At 67.9% G+C, this 18,032-nt stretch carries 20 protein-coding genes; 13 read left to right on the top strand and 7 right to left on the bottom strand.

What is annotated here, in order from left to right; genetic code table 11:
- The first annotated feature begins 157 nt into the window (after positions 1–157).
- From LGM71_RS08875 to LGM71_RS08850, 6 genes are all read left to right on the top strand, one after another.
- Positions 158–511: a YgiW/YdeI family stress tolerance OB fold protein gene (locus LGM71_RS08875; protein WP_226114648.1), complete on the top strand. Its 354-nt coding sequence runs from the start codon at positions 158–160 to the stop codon at positions 509–511.
- 63 nt (positions 512–574) lie between these two features.
- On the top strand, positions 575–1,435 hold the full coding sequence (locus LGM71_RS08870; RefSeq protein WP_124621927.1) for a MurR/RpiR family transcriptional regulator: 861 nt from the start codon (positions 575–577) through the stop codon (positions 1,433–1,435).
- A 59-nt stretch (positions 1,436–1,494) separates the two neighbouring features.
- Complete coding sequence (locus LGM71_RS08865) at positions 1,495–1,932, top strand: GNAT family N-acetyltransferase (RefSeq protein ID WP_226114647.1); 438 nt, start codon at positions 1,495–1,497, stop codon at positions 1,930–1,932.
- Positions 1,933–2,051: 119 nt separating this feature from the next.
- The gene (locus LGM71_RS08860) at positions 2,052–2,912 is read left to right on the top strand and encodes an isocitrate lyase/PEP mutase family protein (RefSeq protein ID WP_226114646.1); all 861 of its coding nucleotides are present in this window, start codon (positions 2,052–2,054) and stop codon (positions 2,910–2,912) included.
- A gap of 333 nt (positions 2,913–3,245) precedes the next feature.
- Positions 3,246–3,512 carry a YodC family protein gene (locus LGM71_RS08855; protein WP_059600151.1) on the top strand — a complete coding sequence of 89 codons (267 nt, stop codon included), beginning with the start codon at positions 3,246–3,248 and terminating at the stop codon, positions 3,510–3,512.
- A gap of 151 nt (positions 3,513–3,663) precedes the next feature.
- On the top strand, positions 3,664–4,830 hold the full coding sequence (locus tag LGM71_RS08850) for a cytochrome P450 (protein ID WP_226114645.1): 1,167 nt from the start codon (positions 3,664–3,666) through the stop codon (positions 4,828–4,830).
- A 28-nt stretch (positions 4,831–4,858) separates the two neighbouring features.
- Here LGM71_RS08850 and LGM71_RS08845 read toward each other — a convergent pair whose 3' ends face one another.
- Entirely contained in the window at positions 4,859–5,185 is a 327-nt protein-coding gene (locus LGM71_RS08845; RefSeq protein ID WP_059600150.1) for a superinfection immunity protein, read from the bottom strand.
- A 90-nt stretch (positions 5,186–5,275) separates the two neighbouring features.
- Positions 5,276–5,695: a rhodanese-like domain-containing protein gene (locus LGM71_RS08840; protein WP_175816004.1), complete on the bottom strand. Its 420-nt coding sequence runs from the start codon at positions 5,693–5,695 to the stop codon at positions 5,276–5,278.
- Positions 5,696–5,806: 111 nt separating this feature from the next.
- On the opposite strand from LGM71_RS08840, the gene ftrA reads away from it, so the two are divergent.
- Both ftrA and LGM71_RS08830 read left to right on the top strand, forming a co-directional pair.
- Positions 5,807–6,781, top strand: a complete 975-nt coding sequence (gene ftrA / locus LGM71_RS08835; RefSeq protein ID WP_174906460.1) for a transcriptional regulator FtrA — start codon at positions 5,807–5,809, stop codon at positions 6,779–6,781.
- A 172-nt stretch (positions 6,782–6,953) separates the two neighbouring features.
- The gene (locus LGM71_RS08830) at positions 6,954–7,679 is read left to right on the top strand and encodes a hypothetical protein (protein WP_226114644.1); all 726 of its coding nucleotides are present in this window, start codon (positions 6,954–6,956) and stop codon (positions 7,677–7,679) included.
- 66 nt (positions 7,680–7,745) lie between these two features.
- Here the strand turns inward: LGM71_RS08830 and LGM71_RS08825 are convergent, their stop codons facing one another.
- A complete protein-coding gene (locus LGM71_RS08825) occupies positions 7,746–10,085 on the bottom strand; it encodes an Orn/Lys/Arg decarboxylase N-terminal domain-containing protein (protein ID WP_151049769.1) in 2,340 nt (779 codons plus the stop codon).
- Positions 10,086–10,088: 3 nt separating this feature from the next.
- The gene (gene adiC, locus LGM71_RS08820) at positions 10,089–11,615 is read right to left on the bottom strand and encodes an arginine/agmatine antiporter (protein WP_226114643.1); all 1,527 of its coding nucleotides are present in this window, start codon (positions 11,613–11,615) and stop codon (positions 10,089–10,091) included.
- Positions 11,616–11,773: 158 nt separating this feature from the next.
- On the opposite strand from adiC, the gene LGM71_RS08815 reads away from it, so the two are divergent.
- The 5 genes from LGM71_RS08815 (at position 11,774) to LGM71_RS08795 (ending at position 16,055) form a co-directional block, all read left to right on the top strand.
- Positions 11,774–11,941, top strand: a complete 168-nt coding sequence (locus tag LGM71_RS08815; RefSeq protein WP_226114642.1) for a hypothetical protein — start codon at positions 11,774–11,776, stop codon at positions 11,939–11,941.
- A 248-nt stretch (positions 11,942–12,189) separates the two neighbouring features.
- Positions 12,190–13,644, top strand: coding sequence for a M20 family metallopeptidase (locus tag LGM71_RS08810; RefSeq protein WP_059600144.1), 1,455 nt, complete (start codon positions 12,190–12,192; stop codon positions 13,642–13,644).
- Between the two features lie 75 nt (positions 13,645–13,719).
- Entirely contained in the window at positions 13,720–14,829 is a 1,110-nt protein-coding gene (locus tag LGM71_RS08805; RefSeq protein WP_124901204.1) for a malate/lactate/ureidoglycolate dehydrogenase, read from the top strand.
- Positions 14,826–15,233 (top strand): TfoX/Sxy family protein, encoded by a 408-nt coding sequence (locus LGM71_RS08800; RefSeq protein WP_124901205.1) that lies wholly within the window; start codon positions 14,826–14,828, stop codon positions 15,231–15,233. Before LGM71_RS08805 ends, LGM71_RS08800 begins: the two co-directional genes overlap by 4 nt.
- 243 nt (positions 15,234–15,476) lie before the next feature.
- Positions 15,477–16,055, top strand: coding sequence for an NnrU family protein (locus LGM71_RS08795; RefSeq protein WP_226114641.1), 579 nt, complete (start codon positions 15,477–15,479; stop codon positions 16,053–16,055).
- Between the two features lie 174 nt (positions 16,056–16,229).
- Here the strand turns inward: LGM71_RS08795 and LGM71_RS08790 are convergent, their stop codons facing one another.
- From LGM71_RS08790 to LGM71_RS08780, 3 genes are all read right to left on the bottom strand, one after another.
- Positions 16,230–16,967, bottom strand: coding sequence for a sulfite exporter TauE/SafE family protein (locus LGM71_RS08790; protein WP_226114640.1), 738 nt, complete (start codon positions 16,965–16,967; stop codon positions 16,230–16,232).
- A 209-nt stretch (positions 16,968–17,176) separates the two neighbouring features.
- Positions 17,177–17,755 (bottom strand): DUF488 family protein, encoded by a 579-nt coding sequence (locus LGM71_RS08785; RefSeq protein WP_226114639.1) that lies wholly within the window; start codon positions 17,753–17,755, stop codon positions 17,177–17,179.
- Positions 17,752–17,979 carry a DUF2945 domain-containing protein gene (locus LGM71_RS08780; RefSeq protein WP_124901209.1) on the bottom strand — a complete coding sequence of 76 codons (228 nt, stop codon included), beginning with the start codon at positions 17,977–17,979 and terminating at the stop codon, positions 17,752–17,754. Before LGM71_RS08780 ends, LGM71_RS08785 begins: the two co-directional genes overlap by 4 nt.
- Positions 17,980–18,032 lie beyond the last annotated feature (53 nt).

The following is an 18,032-nucleotide window of genomic DNA, read 5'->3' as shown; positions in this document are numbered from 1 at the left end:
TTAAACACGGGCGCTTCCGTGCGTTCGCGCACCGAAATGCCGCGACGGCATGCCGCGGGGGACGACCTTCAGGTTTGCTTAATCTTACGCTCCGTAATCTCGGGCCGTCGCGTTCAACGGGAGCGCGACGTACTCGAACAACTGGAGGAACGAGATCATGAAACACCTGACGAGAATCCTGGTGGTCGCGCTTGCCGTGCTGCCCGCCGCCGTCTACGCGGAATACACGGGGCCGTCCACGCTGACCACGACGACCGTGAAGGAACTGCTCGCGAACGGCAAGGACGACCAGCACGTGCAACTCCAGGGGCGCATCGTCAAGCATACCGGCGGCGAGGACTACGAGTTCGCCGATGCAACCGGCACGATCCGCGTCGAGATCGACAAAAAGCTGTGGGCGGCCGGCCAGCCCGTCAGCGACAAGAGCGAAGTGAAGCTGACCGGCGAGTTCGAGCGCAAGTGGTCGGGCAAGGTGAAGGTCGACGCCGATCACGTCGAAGTGCTGCGCTGACCGGTGCACCGGTGCAGACGGGGCCGGTGATACCATGGACGACCGGTTCCCGTTCTCACCAAGATGGCTGCCAATTTCGATGAACTCGCGTCCCGGATCCGGGCGCAATTTTCCGAACTGAGCCCGCAATTCCAGGCGGGCGCTGCATTTCTGCTCGATCATCCCGACGAGGTTGCCACCTCGTCGATGCGCAAGGTCGCGCAGCGCGCGCAGGTTCAACCCGCGTCGCTCGTGCGGCTCGCGCAGCAATTCGGTTTCCCCGGCTGGAACGAGCTGCGCGACCTGTGCGTCGCGCGCGTGCGCACGCGTCCCGAGCCGCTCACGCAGCGAGCGCGTTCGCTCGTGCGGCCCGACGCGAAGGCGTCGCTCGCGCACGACCTGCTTGCCGCGCAGCAGCACAATCTCGCCGCCACCTCCGCCCAGAACGAGCACGCGCTCGCCGACGCCGCGAAGCTGATCCGCAAGGCGTCGCACGTGCACGTCGCGGGGTTCCGGTCGTGCTATCCGGTCGCGTTCGGATTCGTGTACGGCTACCGGCTGTTCCGGCCGACCGTGTCGTTGCTCAACGGCGTCGCCGGCTCGCTCGAGATGGAGCTGCGCACGATCGCGAAGCAGAGCGTGACGGTGATCATCAGTTTCGCGCCGTATTCCGCGGAAGCGACGCGTGTCGCGCAGGCGGCGAAGGCGCAGGGCAGCAAGATCGTCGCGATCACCGACAGCGCGGTGTCGCCGATCGCGCTGCATGCGGACGCGCAGCTGATCTTCACGCACGACAGCCCGTCGTTCTTTCCGTCGCTGGTCGCCGCGCATGCGATGGCCGAGGCGCTGGTCGCGCAGTTGCTGGCGCTGGAAGGCAGCGATGCGATCACTGCGCTCGAGCGCACGGAAGCGGAACTGCATGCGAAGGGCGCCTACGTGGTGTAGTCGCGCGCGGGTCGGGCCGTCTTGCCATCTCCCGTTTTCTTCCTGATTCGACGTAACCGATGACGCTCACCTACGACGTGACCGACGCCGGCGACGCGAACGTCCGCAAGCAGATCGCGGCGCCGCTCGTCCGGTTCAACGAAAGCCAGGCCGGCCCGATCGATTTCCGGCCGCTGGCCGTGCGCGTGACCGACACCGACGGCACGGTCGTGGGCGGCCTGTGGGGCAGCACGGCGTTCGGCTGGCTGCATGTCGACCTGCTCGTCGTGCCCGAGGCGGCGCGCGGCCAGGGGGCCGGCTCGCGCATCATGGATCTCGCCGAGGCGGAAGCCGTCGCACGCGGCTGTCACGGCGCGTGGCTCGACACGTTCGACTTTCAGGCGCAGCCGTTCTACGAAAAGCGCGGCTATGTCCGTTTCGGCGAGCTGCCGGATTACCCGACGGGGCATGCGCGCATTTTCCTGACGAAGACGCTCGGTCCCCGCGCGGCGGCGTGACCGGCGGCACACCGCGCCGCGCGCGAGGCCCCGGCATCCACATCGATATTTCAGCGCGCCCTGAACCGTCGCGGTACCGCGCGCGCGTATGCTGACGTCTCCATTCCGAGGAGACTTCGATGTCCGATTCCAACGTGCAGTTTCGCCAAGCCGAAACCTTCCGCGCGCTGCACGCGCGGCCCGGCGCCTTCATCATCCCGAACCCGTGGGATGCCGGTTCCGCCCGGCTGCTCGCGATGGCCGGCTTCGAAGCGCTTGCCACCACGAGCGCCGGCTTCGCCTTTTCGCGAGGGCGGCCCGACAACGCGATCGATCGCGACGAAATGCTCGACCACATCGCCGAGATCGTCGCCGCGGGCGGCCTGCCGGTCAGCGCCGATCTCGAGAACGGTTTCGGCGACGCGCCTGACACGGTCGCCGAGACGATTCGCCTGGCGGCCGACGCCGGCGCGGTGGGCGGCTCGATCGAGGATGCGACCGGCCGTGCCGACGCGCCGATCTACCCGCACGACGTGGCGGTCGAGCGCATCGCGGCGGCGGTCGACGCGGCGCGCTCGCTGCGGTTTCCGTTCACGCTGACCGCGCGCTGCGAAAACTACCTGCACGGCCGCTCCGACCTTGCCGACACGATCGCGCGGCTGGTCGCATACCGCGACGCGGGCGCCGACGTGCTCTACGCACCCGGCGTGACCGATCCCGACGAGATCGCGGCGGTCACGCGCGCGGTCGGTGCGCCGGTCAACGTCGTGATGGGGCTGCAGGGCGGGTTGCTGAGCCTCGAGGCGCTCGCGGCGCTCGGCGTGAAGCGCGTCAGCGTCGGCGGCGCGCTGGCGCGGGCCGCATTCGGCGCGTTCCTGCGCGCTGCAACGGAAATGGCGCGCGACGGCACATTCACGTTTACGCAGGCGGCGGTGCCGGGACGCGACCTCAATCGCTGGTTTTCGGCGCCGGACAATTCGCCCGTGCGGTTCGAACAATGAGCGCAGATAAAACGTGGGAACGTTTCCAGCCGGAAACCGATTGACAGTAATCAATCGAAACCACCGCCGATTTGAAGTTCGATGACGGCGCGAAATTCATCGTTTATTCTCTGCACTCCGGTTGTTTGACCATAATCGGCGCGCAAGCCGCGCCGATTATGGTGTCAGAAGCCCGCCACGCGAATCGGTGCCGCGTAGTGTTGCGATTTTCAGGTCGATGTTTTCGGGTATTCGGGAGTTGCCGGTTATTTATTGGATTGGTAATCTGCCGCGTATCCGAATGACCTGTCAGCGGGCCGCCGGAAAATGAATATATAAAAAATCGAGAGAGCGATGAAAATCCGAGAAAATCACAGCAACGGCTTTCGCGTCGGCGATGTCGTGACGCTGAAAACCGGTGGGCCGCGCATGACCGTCACCTATGCCGGGCCGGTCGTGTTCGACGATGCCGACTGGCTGATCTGCCAGTGGTTCGACGACGGCGGCCGCTTCCGGCAGGAAATGTTTCATCACGAAACGGTGGTGCCCGAACCGCGTGCGATTTCCGCCGGGCGCGTCCGCCTGCGCATGCAGGCGCACCGCTACCGGTCGGCAGCCTGACGCCACGTCCGTCACGGCGCCGCGTCGCTTGCCGCCCGTGGGTTGCTGCGTCGCAGCACTCCGCGGTGCCGGCATGAGCATGAGCGCGACATCCGCGACATTTCACGTCAACCTGAAACATGCGGCGGCCCGGCGCGCCGATACTGCACGCATGAACCCGACCAATCCGATTGCCGCGGTCACGCACCGCGATCCCTACCCTTACTACTCGACGCTCGTCGACGGGCCGCCGCTCGCGTTCGACGCCTCGCTCGGCCTGTGGGTCGCGAGCCGGGCGGCGAGCGTGACGGCCGTGCTCGGCCACCCGGCGTGCCGCGTCAGGCCGCTCGACGCGCCGGTACCGCCCGCATTGCGTGGGACGACGGCGGGCGCGCTGTTCGGCGAACTGGTGCGCATGAACGACGGCGCATTGCGGCACGACGTGCCGAAGCAGGCGCTGCGCGCGGCGTTCGCGCCGATCGACGTCGACGCATTGCGCGAGCGGGCCGCGCAACTCGCCGGCAGCCGGTTGCGCATGCCGTACGACGCGGATGCACTGAACGCGTGGTGCCTGACGGTGCCCGTTTGCGCGGTCGCCGATCTGCTCGGCTTCGACGACACGCAGCTCGACGAAATCGCCGCGCTGGTCGTCGACTTCGTCGCCGCGCTGTCGCCGCTGTCGGACGACGCGGCACTGGCCCGCGCGAGCGAGGCCGCGCGGCAACTGCTCGACCGGATGACGGAGCGTGTCGCGCGCACACGCGCGCAGGACGGCTCATGGGTCGCGGCGATTCAGCAAGCGGCCGGTGCCGCGGGTTGGCACGCGAGCGGCGCGCTCGTCGCGAATCTCGTCGGGTTGCTGTCGCAGACGTGCGAGGCGACGGCCGCGTGGCTCGGCAATGTGCTGGTCGCGTGGGACGCAACCGATGCCGAACGCACGCTGCCGGATGCCGCGATGCTCGAGGCATTCGTCGCCGAGGTCGGCCGATTCGATTCGCCGGTGCAGAACACGCGCCGCTTCGTCGCGTCGCGCACGACGATCGAAGGCGTGACCGTCGATGCCGGTGCGGCCATCCTGGTCGTGCTCGCGGCGGCGAACCGCGATCCGGCCGTGCACCGCGAGCCGGACCGATTGCTGCCGGGCCGCGCGCCGGGGCCGAACTTCGGGTTCGGCACGGGGCCGCACGGCTGCCCGGGCGAGCGGATCGCGCGGGCGGTGACGGCGGGAGCGTTCGGGGCGTGGCTGCGCGCGGGCGGTGAGGCGCGGCGCGCGAGGCTGGTGTGGGACTACCGGGCCTCGACCAACGTCAGGATGCCGAAGTTCGGCACGGCGAGGTAAGGCAAAGTAAAGGGAACAGCGGGACTGCCTAGCGGCAACCTTGCTTCTCGGCCCATTGCTCCTGGGCGGCGACGCGGCGCTGCACGCGTTCGACGAGGCCGGTCGAGAAAGTCCGCATGCTGATGCCGCGGCGCTTCGCGAGGATGGCTTGCGCGACGTCGGTTTGCGGGTTCGGCTGGCATGCCCAGTAGAGCGTCATCAGCCAGCCGATGCCCGTCCATGCGAACAGGGCGTTGAACATTGCGATCGTCAGCCTGTCGTGCCGGCCGCGCCGGTCGGCGACGATGGCCGGAAGAAAATAGAGCGCGATCGCCGCGACCGAGCCGGCCATCTGAATCAGGACTGCGTGTTCCATGTTGCTGCTCCATCCGAACTGCAATGTGGCCGATTGTCGCGCTTTTTCCGTTCGTGTGCCGGCAATTGATTGTTGCGTTTTTAATGACGATCAGCGCGCGGCGACGTCCTCCGGTTGCACTTCGTTGCACAACGCGAAACCTTCGTCGAGCCAGCCGGTGACTCCGCCGATCATCAGCTTCACCGGGCGGCCCAGGCGCGCGAGCCGGATGGCCGCGCGCGCGGCACCGTTGCAGTGCGGGCCGGCGCAGTAGACGACGAACAGCGTGTCGGCCGGGTGGTCGGCGAGCTTGCCGGCGACGATCTTGCGATGCGGCAGGTTGCGCGCGCCGGGCACGTGGCCGGCGGCAAACTGTTCCGGCCCCCGGACGTCGAGCAGCACGAAATCGGGCGAGCCGGACGCAAGCGCGTCGTGCACGTCCCAGCAATCGGTCTCGAAGCGCAGCGAGGCTTCGAAGTGCGCGAGGGCGGCGGCGCTGTCGGCGGCGGGGACGTCGGTGACGTAAGACATGAAACGCGCTCCTGAAAGACGGCGCGGAATGCGCCGGGATGAAGGGCAGTATCACGGTTCGGCGGCCATCGCGGCAGTGGCGCGATCGACAAGTTCCGGTAACATCGCGCCATGCACAATCATCTCGTCGTCGCGCTCGCCTACGATCGCCTCTGCACCTTCGAATTCGGCTGCGTGGTCGAACTGTTCGCGCTCGAACGCCCGGAACTCGGCGTCGACTGGTATCGCTTCGCCGTCTGCGCGAGCGAGCCGGGCCCCGTGCGCGCGGCGGGCGGCATCACGGTCGCCGCGCCGTACCGGCTCGCGATGCTCGATCGCGCGGACACCATCGTGATTCCCGGCTGGCGCGATCCGGACGAACCGCCGCCGGAACCGCTGCTGAAGAAGCTGCGTGCCGCGCATCGCCGCGGCGCGCGGCTCTGTTCGATCTGCTCGGGCGTGTTCGTGCTCGCGGCGGCTGGCGTGCTCGACGGACTCACCGTCACGACGCACTGGCGCTACGCCGAGCGCCTGCAGGCGCGCTATCCGGCGCTGCGCGTGAATCCCGACGCGCTGTACGTCGACGAAGGGCAGATCGTCACGTCGGCCGGCTCGGCGGCGGGGCTCGACATGCTGCTGCATCTCGTGCGCCGCGACCACGGCGGCGCGATTGCGAACCGGGTCGCGCAGCGCCTCGTGCTGCCGCCGCATCGCGACGGCGGCCAGGCGCAGTTCGTGCCGCGACCGGTTGCCCCGGGCGGCAGCGACCGGCTCGCGAAGCTGATCGACTGGATGCGCGCGCATGCGGCCGAGCCGCACACGCTCGCGTCGCTGGCCGCGCAGGCGGCGATGAGCACGCGAACGCTACAGCGGCAGTTCGCGGACGCGACGGGGATGTCGCCGCTCGCGTGGCTGATCCGCGAGCGCGTGAACGTCGCGAAGGACATGCTCGAAGCGCATCCCGGGATGTCGCTCGCGCAGATTGCCGCGCGCGCGGGGTTCGGTTCCGAGGAGTCGTTGCGCCGGCACTTCCGGCGCGTCGCGGCGACGAGCCCTGCCGCGTACCGGCGCGGAATGGATCGCGGCGTGAGGCCCACGGACGCGTGAGCGTCGCGCCTTGCTTCGCCACATCAGCGCCCTGCCGCCGTTCACTTCCTGCTGACTTCGAGCGCGCGTAAGATGGCGGTCGCCGTGCGGCGATCCGGTTCACGCGCGCCGCGCTTCCTGCGCCGCTGCAACCAGCCGCCATTCATCCATCACAACGACAAGGACAATCGCCATGGGCCTGCTGGGAAAGCTGTTCGGAAAGAAACCGCGTGATGAAGCGGCGACGCCCGCGCCGTCCGCGAACGACGCACCCGACGCATCCGAAGGCGCGGACGATCAGAACGGCCCCGACATCGCGCCCGAGCTCGCGCCCGCGCTGAAGGCATTCCAGGCCGGCCGGCACGACGCCGCGATCGCGGCCGCCGCGCCGCACGCGGAGCGACTGGCCGATGCGGCGCGCCTGTGCGCGCTGTCGTACTCGGCGATGGAGCGTTATCCGGAAGCGTTTCCGTACTGGCTTGCGCTGTTCGACCGCGAGCCGAGCGCGCACAACGCGGTGCAGCTCGCGACGACGTCGGTGATGTGCGGCGAAGTGGAGCGCGGCGAGGCGTGGATGCAAAAGGCCGCCGAGATCAATCACGACACGCACGAGCAGTCCGACGTCGCCGCGCGCGTGAACTTCATTTCCGCGCTGATGCAAAGCGGCCACCTGCGCGAGGCGTTGCCGCATCTCGCGTGGGTGCGCGACGTGTACGGCCACGTGCGCATCACCGATTCGACCTTCCTCTACATGCGCGGCATTCCGTTCTTTTCGTCGTTCCTCGAGAACAGTCTCGACATCCTGAAGGCCACGCAGCCGGCCGATGCGATCGCGCCGTGGTACGGCGAACTGAAGGGCAAGCTCGACGAAGAAGGCGAAGCGCAGCTCGCCGAGTGGGTCGGTCGCTTGCCGGCATGACCGGCGAGTCGTCACGCGTCGCGACGCCGGCCGCGTTCTGCCGGCGCGGCGTCGCGGCGCGCATGCTCAGCGCGTGTTGGTGTCGCGCGCGGTTTTCTTGATGCACGCGATCCGGTACACGCCGTCCTCGACTTCGACGCCATGCGTGTCGTGCGTGAAGCCGGGGAAGCGCAGGTCGTATTGCTCGAGCGCCTTCAGGTAGCCGAGCAGCGGGCCGTCGGCGGGCCCCGCGTTCTCGCCGGGCATCAGCAGCGGAATGCCGGGCGGATAGGGCACGACGCCTGTCGCGACGGTGCGGCCTTCCATCTCGGACAGCTCCAGCATCTCGATGTCGTTGTGCACGAGATGCTCGAACGCCTCGGCCGGGCTGAAGTCGGGCTGCGGCAGCGTCGAGAAGCCGCGCGACATCATCTCGGTCGTCTTCAGGTCGCTCATCGCGCTGAACATCAGGTCGCACAGATCGCGCAGGCCGAGCTTGCCGTAGCGGTCCGGATAGCGCGCGACGAGTTCCGGCAGCGCCTGTTCGAGCGGCGCGTTCGCGTCGTAGTCGCGCTTGAAGTCGAGCAGCGTGTTGACGAGCGTGCCCCACTTGCCCTTCGTCACGCCGATCGAGAACAGGAACAGGATCGTGAAGTCCGTCGTCTTCTCGACGACGATCCCGTGCCGGTCCAGATACGCGGTGACGACCGACGCCGGAATGCCGACCGGCATCAGCCCGCCGTGCGGCGCGACGCCCGGCGTGACGATCGACACCTTGATCGGATCGAGCATGCAGTAGTCGTCCTCGATCTCGCCGAAGCCGTGCCACGTCTCGCCCGGATGCAGCACCCAGCACGACGGATCGGTGGCGAGCAGCGTTTCGTCCGCTTCATGGAACGGCACGCGCCGGCCCGTCTTGCGATCGACCACGGTGTCCGGCTGCCAGCCGTTGAAGAACCAGTCGTCGCTCTCCTCGCATTCCGCATGCAGCCGCGCGAGCATCCGGCGGAACGACACGGCCTCGCGGATCGCGTCGGTCGTCAGCGCCTCGCCGCCGGGGCCGTCCATCATCGCGGCGCTCACGTCGTTCGACGCGATGATCGCGTAGTTCGGCGACGTCGACGCATGCATCATGTATGCCTCGTTGAAGCGTGCATGCTCGATCGGATTGCGGCCGTCGCGGACGTGGATGAACGACGCCTGCGACAGCGCCGCGAGCAGCTTGTGCGTCGACTGCGTCGCGAACACGGTCGGCTTGCTTGCGTCGTGCTGCGACGGATCGCCGTGCATCGCGTGACGATCGCGGTAGATCGGGTTGAAGCGCGCGTAGCCGTACCACGCTTCATCGAAATGCAATCGGTCGACGCTCTGGCCGAGCAGTTCCTCGACGCGCGCGACGTTGTAGCAGAGGCCGTCGTACGTCGAGTTCGTGATCAGTGCATGCACGGGCGTCGGATCGATGCCGTCGCGCCCGCGCACCAGCGGGTTCGCGTCGATCGCGAGGCGCACGGCGGCGGCCGTGAGCCGTTCCGGCATGATCGGCCCGATGATCCCGTAATGGTTGCGTGACGGGATCAGGTAGGTCGGAATCGCGCCGGACATCGTCATCGCGTGCTCGGCCGACTTGTGGCAGTTACGGTCGCACAGCGCGACCTGGTTGCGCGTGACGCTCGCCATCAGGATCACGCGGTTCGACATCGACGAGCCGTTCGTCACGTGGTACGTGCGGTGCGCGCCGAACACGCGCGCCGCGTAGCGTTCGCTTTCGCCGATCGGACCGGAGTGGTCGAGCAGCGAGCCGAGTTCGCCGACCGAGATCGACAGGTCCGAGCGGAACAGCGCCTCGCCGAAGAATTCGAAGTACGCGCGGCCGACCGGCGATTTCAGGAATGCGGTGCCGCCCGTATGGCCCGGCGTGTGCCACGAGTATTCGTACACGCGCGAGAACTGCGCGAGCGCGCGGAACATCGGCGGCAGCACGGTTTCGCGGTAGCGTTCGATCGCGGCGACGATCCGCCCGCCGATGAACGCGGTGGTGTCCTCCAGCATCCAGATGAAGTCGTCGGCCTTGCGCATCGCGTCGACGGGAATCGCGGCTGCGCTCGCGCGGCTCGCGAGCAGGAACACCGGCACCGTCGCATTGCGCGCGCGCATCGCGTCGAGCACGGCCTGGGCGGGCGCATGGGCGGGATCGTTGCCGAGCTCCCAGTTGAGCAGCAGGCACTGGATCGCGGGATCGGCGTCGACCACCGCGCGCGCGTCGTCGGCGGAGGTCGCGATCACGACGTCGACGAGCCGCGTGCGCAATTCTTCGACGAGCGCGGTGGCCGCACGTCCGGTGGCGGTGCGTTCGTCGATGTCGTGCTGCACGAGCAGCGCCTTCATGCCGAGGCGACGGAACGCCGGTTGGGTCAAGGAAGCGGTCATGGGTCATTCCCCCGTTTGCTGGGTTGCCTGGACGCCCGCGGCCGGCGAGCGTGCGTGAAGGATGTCGGCCGTGTGTCGGCCCACGGAGATCCAGAAGGTCGCGATGAGCGCGGCGATGGTGATGCCGAGCGCGAGGTAGCGCACCCAGCGCGGCGAGCGGCCGCCCGGATGGATATGGGTTTCCTCGATTTCGCGCTGACGGTTGATCGACAGCTCGTAGAACACGATCGTCGCGATCACGAAGATCAGCGACCAGCGCGTCTGCTGGCCGTCGGAGCCGACCATCGCCCACAGCGCGTAGACGGCGCCGATCAGGCCGACGATCGTGTAGAAGGTGAACTGGTGCGACGGCATCTTGCCGTAGCCGAGCACCTTGATCGCGATGCACGAGTAGATGTATGGCAGCAGCGTCATGATCACGGCGATCGACGCGATCTTGCCGAACTGCTCGCTCGCGCTCGGCGACATCGTCGCGAGCACTTGCACCGACATGATGACCGCGACGATCGCAAGGCCGGCCGACGGCACGTTCTTCGAGTTGACGCGGGCGAACACGCCGGCGAACAGGCCGTCGTCGGCCGCGGCCTTCGCGGTCTGGCCGACCAGCAGCGTCCAGCCCGCGAGCGAGCCGAGGCAGCCGAGCGCCGCGCAGATCGCAACCGCGTTCGCGGCGGTGTCGCCGAGCGCGAGGCGCGCGGCATCCGCGAACGGCGCGCTCGACGCGAGCAGTGCCTTGTTCGGGATCATCCCCATGATCACGGTCGAGCTGAGTACGTAGCAGACGGCCGCGAGCACGACGCCGCCGACGGTCGCGATCGGCACGTTGCGCGACGGGTTTTCGACGACACCGGCCGACACCGACGCGCTCTCGACGCCGATGAACGCCCACAGCGTGAAGTTCAAGGTCGCGCCGATCGCGCCGAAGCTGCTCGCACCCGACACGTTCCAGCCGGCGAAGTACACGTCCTTGCTGAACCAGAACCAGCCGAACACGGCCATCCCGAGGATCGGCACGAGCGCGAAGATCGTCGTGACCGACTGCACGCGGCCGACCACGTTCGGTCCGAGGATGTTGGCGTAGGTGAACAGCCAGATCACGAAGATCTGCGCGAGCGCGAATACCAGCGGGTCGCGCAGCATCGGGAAGAAGTGCGTGAGATAACCGAGGCCGGCGACCGCCAGGCCGACGTTGCCGAGCACGTTCGCGAGCCAGTAGATCAGATTGGTCTGGTAGCCGATGTACGGGCCGAACGACTTGCGCGCATACGCATACGGGCCGCCGGCGGCCGGGTCGATTGCCGCGAGCTTCGCGAACACCAGCGCGAGCGACACGGCGCCGACGACGGTGATCAGCCAGCCGAAGATCGCGATGCCGCCGGTGGCGGCGAGGTTCGCGGGCAGCATGAAGACGCCGGAGCCCATCATGTTGCCGGCAACCATCAGCGTGGCGGGGATGACGCCGATTTTCGGCGTGGCGGTCGCGGCTGGCGCGACGGTGGAGCGGGAGGAGGACGAGCTGGCATCGGACATGCGAGGCTCCTTGAATGATCGTGATGCGGTTGAGGTGGCGCGGCCCGGCGCCCGTCGACGATTCCGGAATGGTCCGTCGTTTTATTGAACGACAGCATCTTATCTCTTAATTGAATTCGAGTAAGAGTAAACGATGTAATTTAATATCTTGAATATTGATGATCATCATTGATGAAGATGAAATGTCATGGTGCGACTGGATGGGGCTGGATGGCGCCAGGCGGTGCGCTCGAGCCGGTCGGGGGCGTGTTCGCGGCCGAGGTATCGTGAAAATCGAACGGATTATTGGTTTTTTGCCGAACTGGTTAATTCAATTTATGGGCTGAATGACTCGGAAAGTCCTGATTGAATTGGTCGGTTATTATCGAGCGCTCGAAATGCGCTCGCCGGCGCCCGTGATTGTTTTACCGAACGGTGATTCCGATGACGATGCCGCTTTCTCGCCTGCCGCTGATCCAGGCGCTGCGGGAAACGGGCCCGAACGGGCCCCTGAATACGGCCACGGAAAGCGCCCTGGGGCGGGGGCATCGGCGTATCATCCGGTTTTTCGTCAGCCCTATCCAGGCACCCCACCATGACCTCCGTCGACACTACCCCCGTCCTCGACCATGACAAGCTCGTTACCTTCGTCGAGCGCAAGTGGAACGATGAAATTCTCCACGCACTGACCGACTACATCGCGATCCCGGCGAAGAGCCCCGCGTTCGACCCCGACTGGGCGAAGCGCGGGTATCTCGAGCGGGTCGTCACCGATGCCGCGCAGTGGGCCGAACGCCAGCCGGTGAAAGGCCTGAAGCTCGAGATCGTGCGCTTGCCCGGCCGCACGCCGGTGATCTTCTTTGAAACGCCTGCGACGCGCTCGGGCAGCACCGACACGATCCTGCTGTACGGCCACCTCGACAAGCAGCCCGAATTCGACGGCTGGCGGGCGGACCTCGGCCCGTGGACACCGAAGTACGAGAACGGCAAGCTGTACGGCCGCGGCGGCGCGGACGACGGCTATGCGATCTACGCGAGCCTCGCGGCGCTCGGCGCGCTCGACGAGCAGGGCGTCGAACGGCCGCGCTGCGTCGGCCTGATCGAGACCTGCGAGGAGTCGGGCAGCTACGACCTGCTGCCGTACGTCGACGCGCTGCGCGACCGGCTCGGCCAGGTGTCGCTCGTCGTGTGCCTCGATTCGGGCGCGGGCAACTACGACCAGATGTGGCTCACGACGTCGCTGCGCGGGCTGGTGTCCGGCGACCTGCAGGTCGAGGTGCTCGAGGAAGGCGTGCACTCCGGCGTCTTCGGCGGCATCGCGCCGTCGAGCTTCCGCGTGATGCGCCAGCTGTTCGAGCGCCTGGAAGATGCGAAGAACGGCAACCTGCTGCCGGGCGTGTTCCATTGCGAGATTCCCGACAGCCGCGTACGCGAAGCCGACACGGCCGCCGCGATCCTCGGCGACGCCGTGTGGAAGGGGCTGCCGTGGGCATGCGGCGCGGACGGCAAGCCGGTGCTGCCGACCACGACCGATCCGCGCGAGGCGCTGCTGAATTCGACGTGGCGTCCGTCGCTGTCCGTGACGGGCGCGGCCGGTCTGCCGGCGCTCGCCGACGCGGGTAACGTGCTGCGTCCGCGCACCGCGTTCAAGCTGTCGCTGCGCCTGCCGCCGCTCGTCGACGCCGCACAGGCCGTGCAGCAGCTGAAGGAACTGCTCGAACTCGATCCGCCGTACAACGCGAAGGTCACGTTCAAGCCGGACGCGGGTGCCGCGACCGGCTGGAGCGCGCCGGATCTCGCGCCGTGGCTCGCGTCGTCGCTCGACGCCGCGTCGCGTCGCCACTTCGGCGCGGACTGCGCGTACATGGGTCTCGGCGGCACGATCCCGCTGATGAACGTGCTGCAGGCCGGCTTCCCGTCCGCGCAGTTCATGGTGTGCGGCGTGCTCGGGCCGAAGTCGAATGCGCACGGCCCGAACGAGTTCCTGCACGTGCCGTACGCGAAGAAGCTGACCGCGGCGGTGGCGGACGTGATCGCGTCCGCGCGCTGAGCGTTCGCGCTGCCCGACCCGAACGGATTCGACCGGAATCACCCGGATTCACCCCGACCTCACGGAGCCTTGCCGATGACCGCGCTGCCGACTTCCGATACCGACCCGCTGAGCATGCGCGCCGAACCGCTGCATGCATTCGTCGCGGCACTCTGGGAGCGGGCCGGCAGCAGCGAGCGCGAGGCGCGGCTCGTTGCCGATCACCTGGTCGGCGCGAATCTGGCGGGGCACGATTCGCACGGGATCGGGATGATCCCGAACTACGTGGCGTCGTGGCGGGAAGGGCAACTGCAATTGAACGGGCACGCGTCGATCGTTCGCGACGGCGGCGCGGTGCTGACGATCGACGGCGGGCGCGGCTTCGGCCAGGTGATCGCGTTCGAGGCGATGGTCGAAGGGATCGAGCGCGCGCGACGCATGGGCATCTGCGCGATCGGGCTGCGCGACGTCCATCACCTCGGCCGCATCGGGCACTGGGCCGAGCAGTGCGCGCGCTCGGGGCTCGTATCGTTCCATTTCGTCAACGTGCCGGGCGACCTGCTCGTCGCGCCGCTGCACGGCACCGATCCGCGTTTCGGCACGAATCCGTTCTGCGCCGCGTATCCGCGCGCGGGCCGGCCGCCGCTGCTGCTCGATTTCGCGACGAGCGCGATCGCGTATGGCAAGACGCGGGTGGCATACAACCAGCGCAAGCGCGTGCCGGCCGGGTCGCTGATCGATCATCGCGGCCGGCCGACCGACGATCCGGCAGTCATGCACGAGCAGCCGTTCGGCTCGCTGCTGCCGTTCGGACTGCACAAGGGTTATGCGCTGGCGGCGATGTGCGAGATCTTCGGCGGCGCGCTGGTCGGCGGGCATACGACCTACGGCGGCACGCTGCAGAAGACGAGCGCGATCGTCAACGGGATGCTGTCGGTGCTGATCGATCCGAACGCGTTCGACGCGGCCGATGCGGAGCGCGAAGCCGATGCGTTCGTCGAATGGGCGAAGGCGTCGCCGCAGGCGGGCGACGCGCCGGTGCGGATGCCCGGCGAGCCGGAGGAGGCGAGCCGCGCCGCGCGCGGCGCGGACGGCATTCCGGTCGATCGTGCGACGTGGCGGCAGATCCGCGAGAGCGCGGCGGCCGTGGGCTTCGACGACGCGGAACTCGACGTGTGGACGCAGCGCTGCACGGGGCTCGCATGAGCTGGCAATCGGAGAAGGCGCACGGCGAGGAGATCGCGTATCGGCTCGCGCCGCTCGGCAACGTACAGGTCGTGCGGTTCTTCAGCGGCGCCGCGATGCGGCTCGACGGCGTGATGTTCGGCTTCATGTCGCGCGGGTCGCTGTTCCTGCGCGTCGACGACGTGAACCGTCCCGCGTTCGTCGCGGCGGGGATGGGGCCGTTCTCGTATGAGCGTCCCACGCGCACCGTTGCACTCGAGGGCTATTACGAAACGCCGGCCGACGTGCTCGAGGACACGGGCGCGCTGTTCGACTGGTGTCGCGGCGCGTATCGCGCGGCGCTGCTGGCCGGGGCGCCGAAGCGCAAGGCACGGCCGAAGTCGAAGCCGGCGCCGAAACCGGAAGCGACACGCAAGCGCACCTAGCGCCGAGCGTACGGCGGCGCATTTCCTTTCCTTGCTTTCGAGCTACCGCGGGTGCACGCAAGCGCCGGGTTTGACGCACCGCATGTTCCGGCTGCTTCACAACGGCGGCCCCGGCGTTTATGATCGGCGCGATTGCGTCCATGCCCGGCGCAACCCGAGCCGGTCTCGCTGCCGGCCTCGCGAACGGCGCATCGAAAGCCGCGCGAATGATTCCCAACTCATCGTTCCAGACGGAGATAGCCGATGCTCGTCCTGATTCTCGGTTTAGCGATCTTCCTCGGTGTGCATTCGATTCGGATCGTCGCGGACGGCTGGCGATCCGCGACCATCGAGCGGATCGGCGAGAAACGCTGGAAGGGCCCCTATGCGATCGCGTCGATCGTCGGCTTCGTGCTGATCATCTGGGGTTACGGGATTGCGCGCCAGGGCGGGACGCTGCTGTGGGTGTCGCCCGTCGGCATTCGCCATCTCACCGGCATGCTGACCGCGATCGCGTTCGTGCTGATCGCTGCGTCCTACGTGCCGCGCAACCGCATCAAGACGCTCGTCGGCCATCCGATGGTGGCCGGCGTGATGGTGTGGGCGATCGCGCACCTGCTCGCGAACGGCACGCTGCACGCGGTCGTGCTGTTCGGCGCATTCTTCGTGTGGTCGCTGGTCGATTTCGTCGTGTGGCGCGCGCGCGATCGCCTCGACGGCGTTCGCTATCCGGCGGGCAGGCTGTCGGGCGATGCAGTGACGATCGTCGCCGGGCTCGTCGTATGGGCCGTCTTCGCGCTGTTCCTGCACGGCCCGCTGATCGGCGTGCGGCCGTTCGGCTGAACGCGCCCGCCTGCAAGGATCGAAGCGCGGGGCGCGCAAGTTGTCGAAAGCGCCCGCAACATCGAGGCGGGCGCGCGACTCCGCCAGCGCTCGGCGCACGGCCGCTTGCCCATTGATTGCGAATCCGCCGCGACCGACGGCGTGCGTGCCATCCGCGCGCTCGGCGCGTGTGCGTCAGATCGGCTTGACGAACAGCCCGACGGTCAGCGCGGCGCCGATGCAGACGATCGCGATCCGCAGCACGCGCTCGTTCACGCGATGCAGCGCCCACGCACCGAGCAGGCCGCCGACGATCGCGCCGCCGCCGAGCGCGATGGCCTCGCGCCAGTGCAGGTGCGGCGAGGTCAGGAACAGCACGACCGCCGACGCGTTCATCACGCCAGCGAGCGCATTCTTCGTCGACATCGCGTGACGCGGCGACAGGCCGGCCATCGTCAGCGCGGCCATCATCAGGAACCCGATGCCGCCGCCGAAGTAGCCGCCGTAGATCGCGATCAGGAATTGCGAGATCGCGGCGGTGACGGGGCCGAGATGCTGCGTGCCGGCGCCGGGCTTGCGGAAGAAGCTGCCCCATGCGAACACGACCGTCGCGAACAGCACGAGCCACGGCACGAGGTGCGAGAAGATCGACGACGGGGTTTTCAGCAGCAGCAGGCCGCCGAGCGCGCCGCCGACCACGCTGATCGCGAACAGCGCGCGAAACGACAGCTTGCCGGCGCCGCACACCATGTTCCGGCTCGCCCAGCCCGTCGTGACCTGGCCGGGGAACAGCGCGACCGTCGACGTGATGTTCGCCGCGAGCGGCGACATCCCCGACACGATCAGCGCGGGCAGCGTGACGAACGAGCCGCCGCCCGCGAGGGCGTTCTGCAGGCCGGCCCACAGGCCGGCGATGATGATGAGGGCGAGCATCGGTGCGGGAGTGCAGAGGTGGCGGGGCGCGCGCGTACGCGCGGTGGACGCACGATGGTAATGCAGGATCGCGGCGGCGCAAAGCGGGGTGAGCGTGCAGCGTATCGGGTGCGCAGCGGGCACGGTCGATCGACATGGGCGTTGCATCGGGCCTGCGCACCTTCACGCTTTCATGCCGTCACGGCATCACGCGCACGATCGATGACGCGTCACGCGGTCGGCTGCGCGCCGGCTTCGTCTGCTGGCGCGTCGCCTTCGACGTCCGGATAGACGATCGTCCCGTCGTCCCGGATCGCCGCGCCGACCGTGAGGCGCGCGGGCTCCACGCGATTCGGGCCCATGATGTGCAGCACCGTTTCGCCGCGCGCAATCAGGTAATCGGACACGATGCGCCGATGACAGCGCCACCACACGGCTTCCGAACACATGATCGCGCAGCGCTGCCGGTGCCCTTGCGCGATCAGCCGGTCGAGGCCCGTTCGAAACTCGGGCGACAGCGCGTAGTCGGCGTAGCGATGGAAGCTGCGGTTCGTCCAGAAGCCGTTGACCTCGTCGGGCACGCCGCGCGACTTGCCGCGTAGTCCGCCGAGTGCCGCGATGTGCTCGTACGTGATGTCGACCGCGGCCAGTGCGGCGGGGAGCGTTGCTTCGTTAAACTGCGGATTGGTGCGCGAATGCGTCATCTTCCGGATATCGGCCAGCAGCGCGATATCGACCGCGTCGAGCATCCCGACGAACGCGTCGAGCGTGCGGTTCGAATGGCCGATCGTGTAGAACGGGAGCGTCACGTGTCGTCCTTGTCGGCGATGCGTTCGAGCACGCGCCCGCGATGCGCGGCGATGTGGTCGGTGCGATCGCTCTTGATCTCGTATTGCGGATCGTCGGGCGACGCACGGTGGCGATGGCCCTTATAGTCGAAATCCTGCGTGTGGATCGCGATGATCGTGCCGGTCACGTAACCGGCTTCGGAATTCCAGCGGACGTGGTCGCCCGGCTTGAACGGCGTCGTCATGCGGGGAGCCTCCTTGCCTCGGTGCGGTGTCGTCGGCCGCTGCCGTACGCATT

The organism is Burkholderia sp. AU33545 (genome assembly GCF_020419685.1).
Classification (GTDB): domain Bacteria; phylum Pseudomonadota; class Gammaproteobacteria; order Burkholderiales; family Burkholderiaceae; genus Burkholderia; species Burkholderia diffusa.
This window is presented reverse-complemented; position numbering and strand designations above follow the sequence as displayed.